The following is an 18,922-nucleotide window of genomic DNA, read 5'->3' on the forward strand; positions in this document are numbered from 1 at the left end:
CGAAACTCCTGCCCTAATCTCCGTCAGGTGCGAAATCTCAGGTCAGGTGAGAATTGGGAAGGTGCGGGCCAGGAAACGCTTACCGATTACCTGCTGCTTCTCGATATCGGGGTGCCGAAAAGGGGCCTTCAGCAAGCTCTATTGATAGGTAGCAGCGACTGTAAATCGTCTCATTGTCTCTCTCCCCGCCTTTCAAGGAACAGGTGACCGCCGGGGCCGATCCAAAACCAGGTGGCGCGACACGGGCAGAGCGCGACTTCGCGAGGTCGCAAGGAACGGGCACAGCGCGACTTCGCCACGCTCAATCGTCCTTGCGCTCGATGTTCTGGCCAGGCCGGCGCCGGAGGGCGGCCCGCTCGGTCGCCTCGAGGGTCACCGGATGCGGCGGTCCGCTACGGGCGAGGCGCTCATGCATCTCACGACCGGTGGCGAACCGGCGGGGACCTTCACCAGACGTGTTCTCGCGGGGTGCATCATCCTCTGTCACGCCAGCAGTATATCACTACTTGCCAGCTAAAACAGCACTTTGCCCGAATCCTTCCCGTAGCTATTGCTCTACCAGGAGGTGATGAATGGCAGTTGAGAAAGAGAAGCCCAAAAGGAAGCGCCGCCGGGGCAACACCCTCGAAAGGTGGGAGGTCGCTCTGGTGAAGGCGATGATCGGGTGCGGCGAATACAGCGATCAGGATATCCTGGCATACTTCACCCGCCCCACACGGTCGCTGAATGGCCGGACGATCCACGAAATTCACATCGGCAAGAAGCACAAGGCGACCAAGGCGGCCGATCCTGAAGAGCTCGACGCCTTCCTTTCGGCCTGGCCGGACGTGGACCACGAAACGGGACTGAGTGCCAGGGGCGATGAGCTCCTGATCAAGGCCAGGGAAGCGATGATCGCGGCAGTCCATATCTTCAACTCGGCAGGGCTCATGTTCCGCGCCGAGCTGTTCATCACCACAGCCGTCATCGCATGGACCTACTTGCTCCACGCCTACTACAAGCGCGAGGGCATCCCCTACGTCTACAACGACAAGAAGACCGCACATGGTGCCGAACGATACTGGGACCTCAGCAAATGCCTCAGCACTGGGAAATGCCCGGTCTCAGAAGGCGCGAAGAACAACCTGAAGTTCCTGATCGAACTCCGCAATGAGATCGAGCATCAATCGACGAGCCGGATTGACGATGCGATCGGAGCCGAGCTCCAGTCGTGTGCTCTCAATTTCAATGATGCTTTGAAGGACCTGTTCGGGAAGCAGTTCGGTCTTGAAAAAAGACTACCCATCGCGCTTCAGTTTGTCTCTTTCGGCCCCGAGCAGCGCAGCGCCATGAAGAGGGCGTCGTCTCTACCGACGCATGTGTCGTCCTTCATCAAGGCGTTCGAGAACGGCCTGACCGACGAGCAGGTGAAGGACCCCGCATTCAGGCTGAAGGTCGCGTTCGTCCCGGTGGCCGCCAAGAAGGCCGCCGGTGCCGACATGGCGGTTGTCACGGTAAAGCCCGGCAGCGAGGAGGCCGAGAAAGTCGGGGACGTGATTTTCAAGGAGGTCAACCGAACGAGGTATATCCGCAAGGACGTCCTCGCTGCGGTGACGAAGGCAGGTTATCCGGGGTTCGGCCAGGGCGATCACACGAAGCTCATGCAGGAGCTTGATGCGAAGAACCCGGACAAAGGCTACGGATGCCAAGGCGACTACAAGGGCACCTGGGTTTGGTATGACCGCTGGATCGAGAGGGTGATCGAGCAATGCAAGCAGGAAGGCGATCGGTATCGGTGATCACGGTATGGCGGCACCAATCTGACCATGGCTGAACGCCAGGGTGCCGGCGGTGAGTATGAGCGGGATCAGGATGCGGATCATGCGAAGGAGGTGCGGATTTCCTGGTCGATGGGGAAACTGGTCGGGCGTCGCGATCCCCATGATCGATCTGGAACATGAACGCGGCTGGGACAGACGGGACAGAGACCCAATCCGCCCTCTGTCCCACGATAACATCCTCTGTTTACTGCTACTTTATTCTTTGGGACAGACGGGACAGAGGAATCCATACTACTCTTGCGCATGAAACATAATCATTTGGCCATACATAGACGCAACTATGTATGTGTGCGCATTAGGATGAGTGGCGAGACCTCTGTCCAGTCTGTCCCAAGCTGTTTTCCTTTTTCTTTTCAGAGACATACTCTTAAACACAGCCTCTGTCCCACGGGCTGATCCTCCGTCCCAATGCCCCACGCCCCAGAAATTCCGCCCGGCGTCAACTTTATTCTAAGAACATTTCACGAACACCCAGCGCGGGGACCATATCCCTCCTGCGGCTGATGAAGTCGCGCACTCCACTTGGACCTGAAGCTCCCGGTTTGGCCACCGGGAGCGGCCCGGGAGGAGGTCAGGCAAACAAAAACAAGTGGATACCTATCATGAGCAAAACAGTAAAATTCCCCGCGCTCGGCCGCAAGCCTTCCGCGCTCACCAAGTCCGACGTCGCGGCGATCCAGAAGAAAGGCGCCGGCGTAAAGGCCACCGCGGTGAAAGAGATCGTCGAAGCAGGCGATGATGAGGACGGCGATTCCGGCGGAGATGACGATGACGACAGGCGTGTTGCCCGTGAGTTCCTGGCATCGGTGACTTCGGTCGAGCCCGCCCATGTCTGGTGGTGCCTCGAGACCCGTGAGGTAGAGGAGCGCAGGGCTGCCGAACTCGGCACCGGCGAGCAGGAGCAGAAAGAGAAGCGGGAAAGCTTCAACGTCGCCCACTATCTCCGCCAGCGATATGTCTATGCCGCGTTCCGCGATGAAATCTGGGACCGACGTGCTGAAGATTGGATCTCAACGAAGGCGCTCTCGAACAGCGAGGCGCACAACATGCCGATCGACCCGAACTCTGAGAGGGGCGACCGCTTGGACGCCTTCAAGGTGCTGCGGGAAGATCCGGTCGCCGACCGCGTCCACAATGAGCGGTTTATCCCCGGCGCGCGTGAAGAGATTGTTGAGCAAGACGGCGTGAACTGGCTGAACACCTACAGTTCTTCGGACGTGAAACCCGTGAAGGGTGATGCGGCATGGATGCTCGATCACATCCTTTACCTCTGCAATGGCGACAAAACTATCGCGGGCCAGCTCCTCGATTGGATGGCGTTCACCGCACAGAACCCCGGCGTGAAGATCAACTACGCCCCTCTCCTGATCTCGCCGGCTCAGGGCGTCGGCAAGGATACGATCTGCATCGCCCTCGCGCGGATCATTGGGTATGACAATGCCTACTTCCTCGACGACGGCGCCATTGCAGATGGCCGCTTCGACTTCATGAAATCGACCTCGCTTGTCGTCGTTCCAGAGATCATGTGTGGCGAGCGCCGCGAGGTGGCGAATAAGCTCAAGCCCCTGATCACACAGGAGGTCATCCGGGTCAACGAGAAGAACGTGAAGCCCTACAGGATCATGAACCAGGCCAACTTCATGATGCTCTCGAACTATGAGAACGCCGCCTTTATCGAAGACGAGGATCGCCGCTACTTGGTGATCATCTGCCGCCAGAAGCCGAAGTCGCCGGACTACTTTAAGGATTTCTACGGCAAGATCTGGGGCGACGAGATCGCTGCGTTCGCGCATGTCCTGATGAACCGCGACCTGTCGCACTTCAACCCGAAAGCCCCCGCTCCGCACACCGAGCACAAGGATACCGTGCGAAACGCGACCCAGAACGGCGTCGAGGCTTGGCTTGAGGACGCGTGGCAGTCCGGCGCTGCGCCGTTCGAAAAAGACGTGATCAACACGCGCGAGGCACTGAAGGCTGCCCAGGATGCTGGCGCACCTCGCCAGATGACGGTCCAAGCGATCACGGCCTTCCTGAAGAAGGAGCGCATTGGTGGCGGTGACCTCGGCAAGCCTCGGATCAACGTAAGCGGCGCGGTCAAGCAGGTTCGCCTCTGGGCGGTGCGCGATTTTGACGAGATCAGCAGAGCACCGAACGAAGTTGTCGGCCTCGCATTCAATGGCATGTCTTGGAGGACTGCCGCCCTGGAGATCCAGAAGCCGCGGTGGAACCGCAACATCTTTACCAACAGTCAGATCGAGAAGGCGAAGGCCACTGTCGCCGAGTAATCCCACGAGACCCCGGCGACTGGGCCAAGTCCCATCCAGATAGGTTAACTTACCCCCGGTCCTCCGATCGGGGGTTCTTCATGCCCACCCGCCACGACAGAATCAACCATACGAGGTTGGGCATGAGTATCACCAGCTCGGAGGAGCGGGTCTGGAATTACGCGGCCAGTGGATTCTGGATCGCCTCGGAAATCGCGAGGAGGATCTTCGCACGATCGCTTACTCGGACTTCGACCATGAGATTGGCATGCCGAATGCCAATCTCATCTACTCACGAGTGCAGATGATCAGCGTCCCACGGTATTCATCGAGCGACTTGAGACTGGCGTCTAAGACCTTGTCATCGAATGGGAAGGCCACGAGCGATATCGCGATGGCGTCGATGAAGAGGCCGGAGACGAGGTGAAGCGGTTTCTGTAGGAGACTGATAACCTGGGCTTGCCGACATTCCCCACGCCACGCCCTCATGAAAACCACCCGCCTCGGCGAGCGGGTCCTGAGACGGGGTGATGAGTTCGCGGCCGTGGTGCTCGACATCGGCGAGATCGGGCAGTTCGCCTGCGCGGGAGCGTGGTCCCGGGCTGAGGTGGTGGACGCTGCGGGCAACTTGCTGACGCGACGGACTTAACGCAGAAAACTTTGATGAAGCCCGTTGGTGTCCACCGTTCCAACTACACCGTCGCCGTGAAGCCAAGCAACTACACTGTCGACGACATCAGAGGTTGCTTGTCCGCTGCGACCAAGGGCGCACTCCCATACGACTAAGACTCGAAAATTCTTTTCAATCAGTGCGCCCAAGTTTTTGTCGTCGCGGGAGATATTCCTGCCAATCTTGTCGACCCAATACTCAGTGCGCGTTCTGGGCCATCTCTTAATGCAACTGTGTCCATGCCAGTAGCAGCCGTGGATTTGTATAGCGGCCGAGTATTTCGGCAAAAGAATGTCCGGCCGGCCTGGCAAGTCTCGCCGATGAATTCGAAATCTGAAACCCCTGGCGTGAAGCTCACGTCTAACCCACACCTCAGGCTTCGTGTCGACGGACCTGATTCGCGACATGTTCTCCGATCGGGTGAGTGGGTGCTTTTGTTTACTCAAAGCACGTATGTAGGCAGATCATCCAAAACTCGCTGCGACGTCTCCAATGGCTTCAGAGCCTGATAGGTTTCGTCAATCGCGCGCGTCGGTGTGCCACCGGTGAGAAGCGAGGTCATGGAGGCCGCGCTGTATCGACCCCGAACGTCGGCGCCCTCCAAACTTTCCATGTGAGCGTAGAAGCGTATCGCAGGGCCTCGGAGAACATAACCCAGGATATACTTGAGGACATTCGCCTCAAAGAGAGCCTGATACAGTCGATCACTTCTGACGCTGGTCTTGACCGCTATCGCGAAAAGGAAATGTCGCCCTTCGAAAGCTCCACGGACAGTATCAAGCGCGCGCTCAATCCTTTGCTGAGAAGCAATCGTCAGATTGGGGATGGGTCGGTCGAATATCTCGAACCCGGGCGGCGCAGGGTCGGGAATCCGCATACCAAGAATGTCCGGAGTGCTCAGCCTCAACTCCATTCCCCGGCCGGATAGCGAAGCCTCAAAAGCTTGATATTCCGCACGAGCTGACGGTGTCAGAAGTTGCGTTGTGTCGCCTCCACGCGGCATCTTAATGATCGCTACTTTGCGTTTCGGAGTCGGAACGGCGCCTTGGGGCTTTTTAAGCGTCGGGTGCGACCAAACCCCAGTATCCATGAAGGAGTTCCAGGCGGCAGCGACATTCCACAGCGCGGCGGCTTCCAGCATCTCGAAAACATCACCGTCGACCTTGCCCTTCTGCGCGGTCGTCAGTTCGAAATCGCTCGGAAAGATGATTTTACCGGCTTCCTCTAAATTCTTGTAGCCCTGCTCGCGGTAAGCCTTGAAAGTTCTCGTAGGGTCAGGGTCTCCGATGGAACCTGGTGTGAACGATTCGAATGCGCAGGCGAGGAGACGATGCTGCGTTATCTGAAACTTCGTGCTTCGGTTGTTCTTTACTTGGCGCACATCAAGCAGGCAGCCAGTGCCCGCCGCATGACATGCGGCGCAGACGCTTGCTTGCGAGTCGGCATGTGGTGCTGCTGGGAACGTGAACGGCATGCGCGAGAGACTGCCTGAAAGGGAAGAAACTCACAAGGTTATAGTGGTTCCGAGTTGATCCACACGATGGTGTGGGCTAAGATAGGATAAAAGGTGAACAAATTGGGCAGGGAGCGGGGCATGGCGGGCAAGAAGCCGGTTGCAGTCAGTCTCTTCGCAGGGTGTGGTGGCTTCTGCGAGGGCATGGAAGTGGCGGGCTTCGACGTGAGGGTCGCCGTGGAAAACGACCGGTTCGCCTGCGAGACATACAGGGCGAACTTTCCCGAGACAAAGCTCCTCGAAATCGACATCCACGATTTTCTGAAGCACGAGGATCATCACAGATTCTGTGGTGATGACGTTTCAGTTGTTTTTGGAGGCCCTCCTTGCCAAGGTTTCAGCCAAATTGGGCCAAGGGACATCGGCGATGAGAGGAACGACCTGTATTTGGAATATGCTCGCGTAGTCCAAACTCTGAAGCCCAAAATGTTCATCATGGAGAATGTTCCAAACATGATTCTGATGAACCGTGGTCATTTCAAGCATGCAATCATCTCTCATTTCATGAGACTTGGCTACTCGAACACAGCTTTCATCAAAGTCAGCGCTGCTGATTTTGGAGTGCCGCAGACGCGGGAGAGGGTTTTCTTTTTTGGGACGAGGGACGATCTGAAGTTTGAGGGAAGTCTCGAAGAAGTGGCGCGTTCTCTTCTTGCAAAGCAGAAAGTGAGAAGGCCGGTTACCGTATGGGAGGCAATAGGTGACTTGCCTTCTGGCGTCGTCGACTCCGGCGAGGTCGTTGGTTATCCAGAGGCAGAAACTCCCTCCGACTTCATGAAGAAGGTCCGCCTTGATGGGAGATCTGGACCATTCTCGATCCGCAGGAAAAGAGCGAAGAAGCTTGCTTTCGATGAAAGCGGAGTTCCCATGCTCCACAATCATCATACCAAGGAAATCCAAGCTCGCCGCGCCCACCTAATTTCATTTCTGAAGCCAGGCCAAAAGGCTAATAGTCTTCCGAAGCATATTTGGGACGGTGCCCGCCCGGAGAAATGGCGTCGACTGCATCCTGACTTGCCATCATACACTATTCTCGCACAGATGCATCGTGACCTTTCGGAATGGGTCCATCCCAAATCGGAGCGTTGGATAACCGTCAGAGAAGCCGCGCGCTTGCAGTCATTTCATGATGGTTTTGTTTTTCGGACATCTGAGTGGCAGATGCTGAAACAGATCGGAAATGCTGTCCCTCCGTTGCTCGGAAGAGCAGCCGGACAAATGGCTCTCGGCATTCTTCAAAGGGTCGAGAATTCGTATCCGGTCGATGAAGGCGTCGAGTCGGAGGCTTCGCCGCAAACTGCAATGGTCGCTGCCGAGTAATCTCGCAGCGAAGTTTCCGAGCCGCGCGGCCGGGGCCTATCCCAAAAAACAGGGGGATAGACCGTGAATACGGATCGAAGATCAACATCGCCGCCGTCCTGGGTGCCATCGCGGGCACGCTGGCTGGAGCCGCATGGGTTCTGGCAAGTGTGGTGTTGGGCGCGGGTGCGGTGCTGTCTCTTATTGGCGCATCACCGAGAACCCGCGTGAGGCCATGCGCCATGCTCGGATCGAACTTGAGCGACGCGCTATGCCACCTCCCCCATAATACGTGCGAGATCGTCGTCGAGGTCTGCTTGCGCCGCAATCTGTCGCTCGAGCTCACGGACGATTGCCACATACTTCACCCGGTCCTCTCTCGCCTGCACGACGCGCACCATTACGCTTCGCGCAGCCTCCAGCCTTTCCAATGCTTCGTTCATCTGCTCCGCCTTCCAGATTGATGTCGGAGGGAAGATCGGTCTGATGACCTCGGTGCGGAAAACGATGGGATGGCGGGACTCGCAGGTTCTTCCCGCGGGCCGAGCGAGGCGCTCGAGGTGATCTGTGGGGCAACTTGTGGGGCAGTTTTCGAAGGAAACACCTGCAAACACGCAAAAAACCCAGCATTGCTGGGTTTTCGAGCTTGACGATGGTGCCCAGGAGAGGACTCGAACCTCCACACCCTTGCGAGTACTAGCACCTGAAGCTAGCGCGTCTACCATTCCGCCACCTGGGCAGGTGTCGTGAGGGGCGATTTACAGAGCCTGCGCGGGGCTGTCAACGCGCAATCCGAAGAAGTTCAGAGAGCCCGCGCGGATAAGGCCGCCGCCGGGCTGCGGACCGCACGCGCAGGCCCGGCGGGGCGCGCGCGGGACCCCTCCGGGGATTGAGGCTTGTATGGCGGGGGGGCGATGCGTAAACCCGTGAAGGACCACGCAAGAGGGGTTTGTCATGTCGAAACTCGTCACGATCTACGGCGGCTCGGGCTTTCTGGGGCGCAACATCGCACGCCGGATGGCGCGGGCGGGTTGGCGCGTGCGGGTTGCCGTGCGGCGGCCCAACGATGCGCAGTTCGTCCGGACCTATGGCGTGGTCGGGCAGGTCGAGCCGATCCTGTGCAACATCCGCGACACCGCGAGCGTGCGTGCCGCGATGCGCGGCGCCGATGCCGTGGTCAACTGCGTCGGTATCCTCGCCGAAGGGGGCAAGCAGGGCTTCGAGGCGGTGCAGAGGGAGGGCGCGGCGCGCGTCGCCGAGCTTGCCGCCGAGCTTGGCATCGGACGACTGGTTCAGATCTCGGCCATCGGTGCCGATGAGCAGAGCGACAGCGCCTATGCGCGCAGCAAGGCACAGGGCGAAAAGGCGGTCCTCGAGGCATTCCCGGACGCGGTGATCCTGCGGCCTTCGATCATCTTCGGGCCGGGAGATTCGTTCTTCAACCGCTTCGGCGCCATGTCCCGTACGATGCCGATCATTCCCCTCGTGGGCGCGCAGACGCGGTTCCAGCCCGTTTTCGTCGACGATGTGGCGGCAGCGGCGGAAACCGCACTGCGCGATTCGTCGGTCAGCGGTGTTTACGAGCTTGGCGGGCCGGAGGTCGACACGTTCCGCGGATTGATGCGCCGCATGCTGGCAGTGACAGGACGCCGCCGCGCGGTGATCGGCCTGCCCTTCTGGCTCGGCGGGATCATGGGGGCGAGTTTCGATCTTCTCAAGACGCTCAGTGGCGGTCTGATCGCCGGCCCTATCACCCGCGATCAGGTGCGCAACCTTCGCCGGGACAACGTGGTGTCACCCGGCGCGCGCGGTCTTGAGGACCTGGGCATCACGCCGATGGCGATGGGTGCGATCCTGCCCGAATACCTGTGGCGTTTCCGGCGCGACGGCCAGTATGCCGACATCATGAAGAGCGCCAAGAACCTGCGCGGCGAGTGAGGCGTCCCGGACGGCGCGTCCGCGAATGGCGTGCCGCCGGGCCGTTCAGGCATAGGCGACCCAGAGCAGCACCGCCCCGAGGATCAGCCGGTAGACCACGTAAGGGGTGAAGCTGACGCTGCGCAGCAGGCGCATCATCAAGATCAGCGCGAGGAGCGCGGCGACGAAGGCCAGAAGCGCCGCGATCGCTCCGTCGCGCAGCAATCCCGGGGCGGGATCACCGAGCACATCGAGGCCGAGAAGCGCGCCAGATGCCATGATCGTCGGGATCGACATCAGCATCGAGAGCCGTGCCGCGTCCTCGCGCGCGTATCCCAGGTAGCGTCCCGCGGAGATGGTGATCCCCGACCGCGAGGTTCCGGGGATCAGGGCGACCGCCTGCCACAGGCCCATCACGAGCGCATGGCGCAGCGTCCAGTCGCGGGTTTCCCGCCGCTCGGGGCCCTTCTGGTCGGTCCAGTAAAGAACGATCCCGAAGACGATCATGGTCCAGCCGATCACCGCGACGGAGCGCATCGCGTCGTCGAGCCCGGTCGCATGGAGCGCGAACCCGGCGAGGATCACCGGGATGGTCGCCACGACGAGCCCCCCGGCAAGCCGCGCCTCGCGCCGATCGAGTTGCCCGCGCAGCAGAGACGCGATGCCCGCCAGTGCCTCGGCGACCTCGCGGCGGAAATAGACGATCACTGCCCCAAGGGTGCCGACATGCACCGCGACATCGATCGTCTGCCCTTGGTCGGCGAGCCCGCTGAGCATTGGGAGGAGGATCAGGTGACCGGAGGAGGAGACGGGAAGAAACTCGGTCAGGCCCTGGATAAGGGCGACGAGAAGCAGATGGAGGAGGGTCATGTCACCATGCGAGCCGGGAGAATCCCGGCCAACCTAACAGACTGCCATGCGGGGGTAAGGACAATAAAAGATCCACATCGGACCTATTACAGTGAAAATTCACGCGGCCCTGTGCCATTTCTTGCCACAATTCGCTATATAGGTAAGCAATGCTGCCTTTTATCGTTCCGCGCTTCGGTATAGAAGGCTTTGGACCTTGCATTCGGAGAAACGAGATGGCCGAGCAGCGCATGCTGAAATTCGTGACTGTGGACCGCGACATGCCTGAAAAGCGGCCGCCGCAGCTCAGGCGCGAGGATTTCGGCGAGATCTACCGCGAATTCGCGGATGCCAAGGCGGCCGAGCAATCCTCGCGTTGCAGCCAGTGCGGCGTGCCCTATTGCCAGAGCCATTGCCCGCTGCACAACAACATTCCCGACTGGCTGCGCCTGACCGCCGAGGGGCGTCTGCGCGAGGCCTACGAGATCAGCCAGGCGACCAATACCTTCCCCGAGATCTGCGGCCGCATCTGCCCGCAGGATCGGCTTTGCGAGGGCAATTGCGTCATCGAGCAATCCGGCCACGGCACCGTCACCATCGGCGCGGTCGAGAAATACATCAACGACACGGCGATGGAGGAGGGCTGGGTGCAGCCGATCCGCCCCGCCTACGAGCGCGAGGAAAGCGTCGCCGTGATCGGCTCGGGGCCCGGCGGGCTTTCGGCGGCCGACATGCTGCGCCGCGCCGGGGTGCAGGTCACCGTCTACGAGCGGCAGGACCGCGCCGGCGGCCTGATGACCTATGGCATTCCCGGCTTCAAGCTCGAGAAGGATGTCGTGATGAAGCGCATCGCCCAGCTCGAGGATGGCGGCGTCACCTTCGTGCTCGGCTGCGATGTCGGCCGCGACGTGAGCTTCGACGAGCTGCGTGCCAAGCATGACGCCATCCTGATCGCCACCGGCGTCTACAAGAGCCGCGACCTGGAGGCGCCGGGGATCGGTGCGCAGGGGATCGTGCGGGCGCTCGACTACCTGACGGCGTCCAACCGCAAGAGCTTCGGCGACGAAGTGCCCGAATTCGACAATGGCGAGCTGAATGCCGAAGGCAAGAAGGTCGTCGTGATCGGCGGCGGCGATACGGCGATGGATTGCGTGCGCACCGCCATCCGGCAGGGCGCGAGCAGCGTGAAATGTCTCTATCGCCGGGACCGTGACAACATGCCCGGCAGCCAGCGCGAGGTCGCCAATGCCGAGGAGGAGGGGGTCGAGTTCGTCTGGCTCTCCGGTCCGCGCGGCTTTCACGGCGAGCGCGTCTCGGGCGTGATGGTGCACAAGATGCGCCTTGGCGCGCCCGATGCGACGGGCCGCCGGATGCCCGAACTGATCGAGGGGGCCGATTACGTCGAGGAGGCCGATCTGGTGATCAAGGCGCTCGGTTTCGAGCCCGAGGACCTGCCCAAGCTCTGGGGCGTCGAGGGGCTTGAGGTGACGCGCTGGGGCACGGTCACGGCCGATTTCCGCACGCATGAGACGAGCCTGCCGGGGGTTTACGCCTGCGGCGACATCCAGCGCGGCGCCAGCCTCGTCGTCTGGGCGATCCGCGACGGCCGCGAGGCCGCCGATGCGATCCTCACCCAGATCAACACGGCCTCCGCCGGGGTGGCCGCCGAATAGGCGCGCCCGGCGCGCAACCATCCAGCGCCGCGCGCCGGCACCCTTCGGGGGATGGCCGGCGGGGCGGATCACGTTTGACAGGGCACCGGCACGGAATGCCCCCTTCGAAGTGGAAGATGAAGATGACCAAGTTCGATGCCGATTGGGCGAATGCCGAGGAGAACCGCCGCGCCTGGATGAGCGAGAACTCGCTCTACCGCGAGGATGACGAGCATGGATCATGCGGCGTCGGCCTCGTGGTCTCGATCGATGGCAGCCGCTCGCGCCAGGTGGTGCAGAACGGGATCGACGCGCTCAAGGCGGTCTGGCACCGCGGCGCGGTGGATGCGGACGGGCGCACCGGCGACGGGGCCGGCATCCACGTGCAGATCCCCGCCGCCTTCTTCTATGACCAGATCAAGCGCACCGGCCATGCGCCGCGCAAGGATCAGCTGATGGCGGTGGGGCAGGTCTTCCTGCCGCGCACCGATTTCGGCGCGCAGGAAACCTGCCGCACGATCGTCGAATCGGAAGTCCTGCGGATGGGCTACTACATCTACGGTTGGCGCCACGTGCCGGTCGATGTCTCCGTTCTGGGAGACAAGGCCAATGCGACCCGCCCCGAGATCGAGCAGATCCTGATCTCCAATGCCAAGGGCGTGGACGAGGAAACCTTCGAGCGGGAGCTTTACGTGATCCGCCGTCGCATCGAGAAGGCCGCCGCGGCCGCCGGCGTGCGCGAGCTCTACCTTGCCTCGCTGTCCTGCCGGTCGATCATCTACAAGGGCATGATGCTGGCGCAGGATGTGGCCAATTTCTATCCCGACCTGATGGATGAGCGGTTCGAGAGTGCCTTCGCGATCTATCACCAGCGCTATTCCACCAACACCTTCCCGCAATGGTGGCTGGCGCAGCCCTTCCGGATGCTGGCCCATAACGGCGAGATCAACACGCTCAAGGGCAACAAGAACTGGATGCGCAGTCACGAGATCCGCATGGCGTCGGGGACCTTTGGCGACCTGGCGGAGGACATCAAGCCGATCATCGCGCATGGGGCCTCCGACAGCGCCGCGCTCGATGCGGTCTTCGAGGTGCTGGTGCGCTCTGGCCGCTCGGCGCCGATGGCCAAGACGCTCCTGGTGCCCGAATCGTGGTCCAAGCAGGCCGAGGAGCTGCCCGCGGCCTGGCGCGACATGTATTCCTACTGCAACTCGGTGATGGAGCCGTGGGACGGCCCGGCCGCGCTTGCGATGACCGATGGGCGCTGGGTCTGCGCCGGGCTCGACCGCAACGGTTTGCGGCCCATGCGCTACGTGGTGACCGGCGACGGGCTGGTGATCGCGGGCTCCGAGGCGGGGATGGTTCCGGTCGACGAGGCCAGCGTCGTCGAGAAGGGCGCGCTCGGCCCCGGCCAGATGCTCGCCGTGGACATGCAGAAGGGCCTTCTCTTCCACGACACCGAGATGAAGGACAAGCTCGCAGCGGCGCTGCCCTTCGGAGACTGGGTCGGCAAGATCACCGAGCTCGACAGCGCGCTCGCGGCCGTGAACGAAGCCCCCGTCTATGCCGGCAGCGAGCTGCGCCGCCGCCAGATCGCGGCCGGATACTCGATCGAGGAGCTGGAGCAAATCCTCGCCCCGATGGCCGAGGACGGCAAGGAAGTGCTCGCTTCCATGGGCGACGACACCCCGTCGGCCGTGCTCAGCGAGAAATACCGCCCCCTGTCGCATTTCTTCCGGCAGAACTTCAGCCAGGTGACGAACCCGCCGATCGACAGCCTGCGCGAATACAGGGTGATGAGCCTCAAGACCCGGTTCGGAAACCTCAAGAACGTGCTCGACGAGGATAGCAGCCAGACCGAGATCCTCGTGCTCGACAGCCCCTTCGTCGGCAACGCGCAGTTCGAGCGGCTCACACAGGCCTTCAACGCGCCGATGGCTCTGATCGACTGCACCTTCCCCGCCGGCCAGGGCCTCGGCACGCTGACGGCGGCGCTCAAGCGCATCCGCGCAGAGGCCGAGGACGCGGTGCGTTCGGGCGCCGGGCACCTGGTGCTCAGCGATGCCGGGAGCGGCGAGGACAAGGTCGGCATGCCGATGATCCTGGCCACCAGCGCGGTGCATAGCTGGCTTACCAAGCAGGGCCTGCGGACCTTCTGCTCGCTGAACGTACGCTCCGCCGAATGCATCGACCCGCATTACTTCGCGGTGCTGATCGGTTGCGGCGCGACGGTGGTGAACGCCTATCTGGCCGAGGACAGCCTTGCCGACAGGATCGAGCGCGGATTGCTCGACTGCTCCCTGACGGAAGCGGTCGCGCGCTACCGCAACGCCATCGACCAGGGGCTGCTGAAGATCATGGCCAAGATGGGCATTTCCGTCATCTCCTCCTACAGGGGCGGGCTGAACTTCGAGGCGGTCGGGCTCAGCCGGGCCATGGCGGCGGAATACTTCCCCGGCATGCACAGCCGGATCAGCGGCATCGGCGTCAACGGTATCCAGCACAAGCTCGAGGGGGTCCATGCGCTTGGATGGCAGGGCGGTCTCGACGTGTTGCCGATCGGCGGTTTCTACAAGGCCCGCCGCTCCGGCGAGACCCATGCCTGGGAAGCCACCGCGATGCACATGCTCCAGATGGCCTGCAACAAGGCGTCCTACGCGATGTGGACGCAGTTCTCGGCCAAGATGCGGTCCGCCCCGCCGATCCACCTGCGCGACCTGCTCGCGATCAAGCCGATGGGCGAGGCGATCCCGATCGAGGAGGTCGAGAGCATCACCTCGATCCGCAAGCGCTTCGTGACGCCCGGCATGTCCCTCGGCGCGCTGAGCCCCGAGGCGCACAAGACGCTGAACGTCGCGATGAACCGCATCGGCGCCAAGTCCGACTCGGGCGAGGGCGGCGAGGATCCGGCGCATTTCGTGCCCGAGAGCAACGGTGACAACCCCTCCGCCAAGATCAAGCAGGTGGCCTCGGGGCGCTTTGGCGTCACGGCCGAATACCTCAACCAGTGCGAGGAGCTGGAGATCAAGGTGGCCCAGGGCGCCAAGCCCGGCGAGGGCGGCCAGCTTCCGGGCATGAAGGTGACCAAGCTGATCGCGCGGCTGCGCCATTCCACCCCCGGCGTGACCCTGATCTCGCCGCCGCCGCATCACGACATCTATTCGATCGAGGATCTCGCGCAGCTGATCTACGACCTCAAGCAGATCAACCCGCGCTGCAAGGTGACGGTGAAGCTTGTGGCCTCCTCGGGTGTCGGCACGATCGCCGCCGGCGTCGCCAAGGCCAAGGCGGACGTGATCCTGATCTCCGGCCATAACGGCGGCACCGGCGCCTCGCCGGCAACCTCGATCAAATATGCGGGCCTGCCGTGGGAGATGGGCCTGACCGAGGCGCACCAGGTGCTGGCGATGAACAACCTCCGGGGCCGCGTCACGCTGCGCACCGACGGGGGCCTTCGCACCGGGCGCGACATCGTCATGGCCGCCATGATGGGGGCCGAGGAATACGGCATCGGCACCGCCGCGCTGATCGCGATGGGTTGCATCATGGTGCGCCAGTGTCAGTCCAACACCTGCCCCGTGGGCGTGTGCACCCAGGACGAGGCGCTGCGCGGCAAGTTCACCGGCAATGCCGAGAAGGTCGTGAACCTCATCACCTTCTATGCCCAGGAAGTGCGCGAGATCCTCGCCTCGATCGGCGCGCGCAGCCTCGACGAGGTGATCGGGCGCGCCGATCTGCTCAGCCAGGTCAGCCGGGGCTCCGCGCATCTCGACGATCTCGATCTCAACCCGCTGCTGATCACCGTCGACGGCGCGAACCGGATCACCTACGACCGGCTCAAGGAGCGCAACGCCGTTCTCGACACGCTCGACGCCGAAATCGTCAAGGATGCCGCGCGTTTCCTCGAGGATGGCGAGAAGATGCAGCTGCAATACGCCGTGCGCAACACGCACCGCACCATCGGGACCCGCATCTCGAGCCACATCGTCAAGAAGTTCGGCATGCGCAACCAGCTTCAGCCCGATCACCTGACGGTGAAGCTGACCGGAAGCGCCGGCCAGTCGCTCGGCGCCTTCGCCGCGCCCGGCCTTAAGATCGAGGTCTCCGGCGATGCCAACGACTATGTCGGCAAGGGGCTTTCGGGGGGCATCGTCGTGGTGCGGCCGCCGATGTCGAGCCCACTCGTCGCGGCCGACAACACGATCATCGGCAACACGGTCCTCTACGGCGCGACGGCCGGGATGCTCTTCGCGGCCGGCCGCGCGGGCGAGCGGTTCGGGGTGCGCAACTCGGGGGCCGAGGTGGTGATCGAGGGCTGCGGCTCGAATGGCTGCGAATACATGACCGGGGGCACGGCGGTGATCCTCGGCCCCATCGGTGCCAATTTCGGGGCGGGGATGACCGGCGGCATGGCCTATCTCTACGATCCGGAGGGCCGGGCGCCGGCGCTGATCAACAAGGAGACGCTGGTCATCAACCCGGTCGGCGCGGCCCATTGGGAAAACCGGCTCAAGACCCTCGTGGAGCGCCACGCCGCCGAGACCGGAAGCCGCAAGGCCGCGGAGATCCTGCAGCATTGGGAAGAGGAGCGGGGCAACTTCCTGCAGATCTGCCCCAAGGAGATGCTTGCCCATCTCGAGCATCCCCTGGGCATCGAGGAAGCCGCGATTCCCGCCGAGTAGGCGCGGCGCCCGGATACCGGGACGGCGAAAGGGGCGGCTCCTTGCGGGGGCCGCCCTTCTTCATGGCTGGCTGGCAGCGCCGGCGGGGGGATGGCGCCGCGAACAGCGCCGCGCCGAACGCCCCTCTCGAACGGCAAACGGCGACCCCTAGGGGCCGCCGTTCTCCTGGCTTCGTCCGAGAGGGAGGGCGCGTGGTTACTGCGCAACCATCTGCTTCTGGACAGCCTGGTTCAGCGCCTGGCTCGACGAGGTCGCATCACAAGCGGCGTCCCCGTCCTTCTTGCCCTGGGCAAGGACGTTGGCCTGCACGTCGCAGACGGTGGCCGCGATGCCGACGGGAACCTGCACCGTCACCGGGATCTGGCTGACATTGACATCGAGATCGCGCGCGATGTCATTGGCGATGTCGTTGTTGCTCAGATTGACGCTGACGAGATTGTTGGCATTGACCTGCGCGGCGAGCGGCGCGCTGCTGAGCGCGAGACCGACGAGGGCGGGTGCGATGTAATTCCGGATCATGATACGTCTCCGTTCTGGTTACTGACAGGGAGCAAACGTCGTCCCCCGCGAACAGGTTCATCCATGGGGCCGCCCGAAAGATGGCTCGGCGGCCAGGCGCTCAAACGGCACCGAAGGCTCGGCACCCCGCCGCCCAGACCCCCCGCCCCGCCGTGCGCTTGACCGGCGCGCCGCATCCGTGTTCATGGGCGCATGGCCCAGAAGACCGTCAAGAAAGCCCCGAAAGGGGCCAAGCGCGCGAAACGCCGGCGCCCCGCCATCACGGCCCTGATCTGGATCAGGCGCCTCGTGCTGGCCGTCATCGCGATCCTGGCCCTCGCGGTGTCGCTCTACACGGTGCTCGACCCCCCGATCACGCCATACATGATGGCCGAACGCGCGCGTCTCGGCAGCATCGATCACCAATGGGTCCCGCTCGAAGAGGTCGCGCCTGTCATGGCCCGTGCCGCCGTCGCGGCGGAGGATGCGAATTTCTGCGTTCACTGGGGCTTCGACATGGCCGCCATCCGCACCGCGATCGCGGCCGGCGGCAATCGCGGCGCCTCGACCATCAGCCAGCAGACGGTCAAGAACGTCTACCTGTGGCAGGGACGCTCGTGGTTCCGCAAGGCGATGGAGGCGGTCATCACGCCGGCCGTCGAGGCGGTCTGGAGCAAGAGGCGCATCCTCGAGGTCTATCTCAACATCGCCGAGTTCGACGCCGGCGTCTTCGGCATCGAAGCGGCCGCCCGGCACTATTTCGGCAAGGGCCCCGCCGATCTGAGCGCGACGGAGGCCTCGCGGCTCGCCGCGATCCTGCCCGATCCCAAGGGGCGCTCGGCCTCGCGTCCGAGCGACTTCGTCCGCCAGCGCGGCAGGCAGATCGCCGACGGGGCGGCGACGATCCGCGGCGATGGGCGCAGCGCCTGCTTCGAGAGTTGAACTGCCGGCCGTAAACCGGCATGCAGGAGCAGGTCCCACAGAACGATCGCAGTTCACATGAATCGCCTTTATCACGTCCCGCTGTCGCCCTTCTGCCGCAAGGTCAGGCTCTCGCTCGCCGAGAAACGGATCGAGGTCGAGCTGGTCGAGGAGCGCTACTGGGAGCAGGACGCCGACTTCCTTCGCCGAAATCCCGCCGGGAAGGTCCCTGTGCTCAAGATGGGCGGCATGGTCCTGGCGGAGAGCCAGGCGATCTGCGAATATATCGAGGAGATCCAGCCCGATCCCCCTTTGCTGCCGAGCACCGCGCAGGGCCGCTACGAAGCGCGCCGCCTGACCGCCTGGTTCGACGACAAGTTCTTTCACGAGGTCACGAAGAAGCTGCTCTACGAACGGGTGAACAAGAAGGTCATGGGACAGGGCTACCCGGACAGCACCAATGTCAAGAAGGGTGCCAAGGCGATCAAGTTCCATCTCGACTACATGAGCTGGCTTCTGGATCAGCGCCGCTGGCTCGCGGGCGATCAGATGAGCATCGCCGATTTCGCCGCCGCTGCCCATCTGAGCTGCCTCGACTATATCAGCGATGTCGACTGGAACCGTTCGGCCACGGTCAAGGACTGGTATGCCAAGATCAAGTCGCGCCCGGCCTTCAGGGGCATCCTCGCCGACCAGCTTCCCGGCTTCCTGCCGCCAAGGCATTATGCCAATCTCGACTTCTGAGACGCCGCCCCGCGCCGAGGCGGGGGCGCCCCGCATGTCTTCGCATCCCGCGCGCCCCTTCATCTTCGTGCAAATACCTTCCGGGGGTCCGGG

14 protein-coding genes and 1 tRNA gene are annotated in these 18,922 nt (G+C 62.6%); 8 read left to right on the top strand and 7 right to left on the bottom strand.

Annotated elements, in window-relative coordinates; translation table 11 throughout:
* The first annotated feature begins 572 nt into the window (after positions 1–572).
* A complete protein-coding gene (locus PMES_RS08210) occupies positions 573–1,778 on the top strand; it encodes a DUF3644 domain-containing protein (RefSeq protein WP_159965229.1) in 1,206 nt (401 codons plus the stop codon).
* Here PMES_RS08210 and PMES_RS08215 read toward each other — a convergent pair whose 3' ends face one another.
* Positions 1,779–1,922 carry a hypothetical protein gene (locus PMES_RS08215; protein ID WP_159965230.1) on the bottom strand — a complete coding sequence of 48 codons (144 nt, stop codon included), beginning with the start codon at positions 1,920–1,922 and terminating at the stop codon, positions 1,779–1,781.
* Between the two features lie 500 nt (positions 1,923–2,422).
* Here PMES_RS08215 and PMES_RS08220 point away from each other — a divergent pair, with 500 nt between their 5' ends.
* The gene (locus tag PMES_RS08220) at positions 2,423–4,105 is read left to right on the top strand and encodes a primase-helicase family protein (protein ID WP_159965231.1); all 1,683 of its coding nucleotides are present in this window, start codon (positions 2,423–2,425) and stop codon (positions 4,103–4,105) included.
* 624 nt (positions 4,106–4,729) lie between these two features.
* On the opposite strand, the gene PMES_RS08225 is transcribed toward PMES_RS08220, so the two are convergent.
* Together PMES_RS08225 and PMES_RS08230 are read right to left on the bottom strand one after the other, a co-directional pair.
* Complete coding sequence (locus tag PMES_RS08225) at positions 4,730–5,200, bottom strand: very short patch repair endonuclease (protein ID WP_268892415.1); 471 nt, start codon at positions 5,198–5,200, stop codon at positions 4,730–4,732.
* Positions 5,197–6,228: a Cfr10I/Bse634I family restriction endonuclease gene (locus PMES_RS08230; RefSeq protein ID WP_159965233.1), complete on the bottom strand. Its 1,032-nt coding sequence runs from the start codon at positions 6,226–6,228 to the stop codon at positions 5,197–5,199. The genes PMES_RS08225 and PMES_RS08230 overlap by 4 nt, the downstream gene beginning before the upstream one ends.
* Before the next feature lie 120 nt (positions 6,229–6,348).
* Here PMES_RS08230 and PMES_RS08235 point away from each other — a divergent pair, with 120 nt between their 5' ends.
* Positions 6,349–7,587, top strand: a complete 1,239-nt coding sequence (locus tag PMES_RS08235; protein ID WP_159965234.1) for a DNA cytosine methyltransferase — start codon at positions 6,349–6,351, stop codon at positions 7,585–7,587.
* Between the two features lie 248 nt (positions 7,588–7,835).
* Here the strand turns inward: PMES_RS08235 and PMES_RS08240 are convergent, their stop codons facing one another.
* Complete coding sequence (locus PMES_RS08240) at positions 7,836–8,009, bottom strand: hypothetical protein (RefSeq protein ID WP_159965235.1); 174 nt, start codon at positions 8,007–8,009, stop codon at positions 7,836–7,838.
* Between the two features lie 210 nt (positions 8,010–8,219).
* Positions 8,220–8,305 (bottom strand) — tRNA-Leu (locus PMES_RS08245).
* 215 nt (positions 8,306–8,520) lie between these two features.
* Here PMES_RS08245 and PMES_RS08250 point away from each other — a divergent pair.
* The gene (locus tag PMES_RS08250; RefSeq protein ID WP_159965236.1) at positions 8,521–9,504 is read left to right on the top strand and encodes a complex I NDUFA9 subunit family protein; all 984 of its coding nucleotides are present in this window, start codon (positions 8,521–8,523) and stop codon (positions 9,502–9,504) included.
* A 45-nt stretch (positions 9,505–9,549) separates the two neighbouring features.
* Here PMES_RS08250 and PMES_RS08255 read toward each other — a convergent pair whose 3' ends face one another.
* Entirely contained in the window at positions 9,550–10,353 is an 804-nt protein-coding gene (locus PMES_RS08255) for an undecaprenyl-diphosphate phosphatase (protein ID WP_159965237.1), read from the bottom strand.
* A gap of 215 nt (positions 10,354–10,568) precedes the next feature.
* On the opposite strand from PMES_RS08255, the gene PMES_RS08260 reads away from it, so the two are divergent.
* Positions 10,569–12,005 (top strand): NAD(P)-dependent oxidoreductase, encoded by a 1,437-nt coding sequence (locus PMES_RS08260; protein WP_159965238.1) that lies wholly within the window; start codon positions 10,569–10,571, stop codon positions 12,003–12,005.
* A gap of 122 nt (positions 12,006–12,127) precedes the next feature.
* Positions 12,128–16,666, top strand: coding sequence for a glutamate synthase large subunit (gene gltB, locus PMES_RS08265; RefSeq protein ID WP_159965239.1), 4,539 nt, complete (start codon positions 12,128–12,130; stop codon positions 16,664–16,666).
* A gap of 195 nt (positions 16,667–16,861) precedes the next feature.
* On the opposite strand, the gene PMES_RS08270 is transcribed toward gltB, so the two are convergent.
* Positions 16,862–17,185 (bottom strand): hypothetical protein, encoded by a 324-nt coding sequence (locus PMES_RS08270; RefSeq protein WP_159965240.1) that lies wholly within the window; start codon positions 17,183–17,185, stop codon positions 16,862–16,864.
* Between the two features lie 192 nt (positions 17,186–17,377).
* Here PMES_RS08270 and mtgA point away from each other — a divergent pair, with 192 nt between their 5' ends.
* Both mtgA and fzlA read left to right on the top strand, forming a co-directional pair.
* On the top strand, positions 17,378–18,106 hold the full coding sequence (mtgA, locus tag PMES_RS08275; RefSeq protein WP_159965241.1) for a monofunctional biosynthetic peptidoglycan transglycosylase: 729 nt from the start codon (positions 17,378–17,380) through the stop codon (positions 18,104–18,106).
* Between the two features lie 57 nt (positions 18,107–18,163).
* On the top strand, positions 18,164–18,829 hold the full coding sequence (gene fzlA / locus PMES_RS08280) for an FtsZ-binding protein FzlA (protein WP_159965242.1): 666 nt from the start codon (positions 18,164–18,166) through the stop codon (positions 18,827–18,829).
* Positions 18,830–18,922: the final 93 nt, after the last annotated feature.

Origin of the sequence: Profundibacterium mesophilum KAUST100406-0324, from assembly GCF_009835145.1 — a bacterium.
Lineage (GTDB): Bacteria > Pseudomonadota > Alphaproteobacteria > Rhodobacterales > Rhodobacteraceae > Profundibacterium > Profundibacterium mesophilum.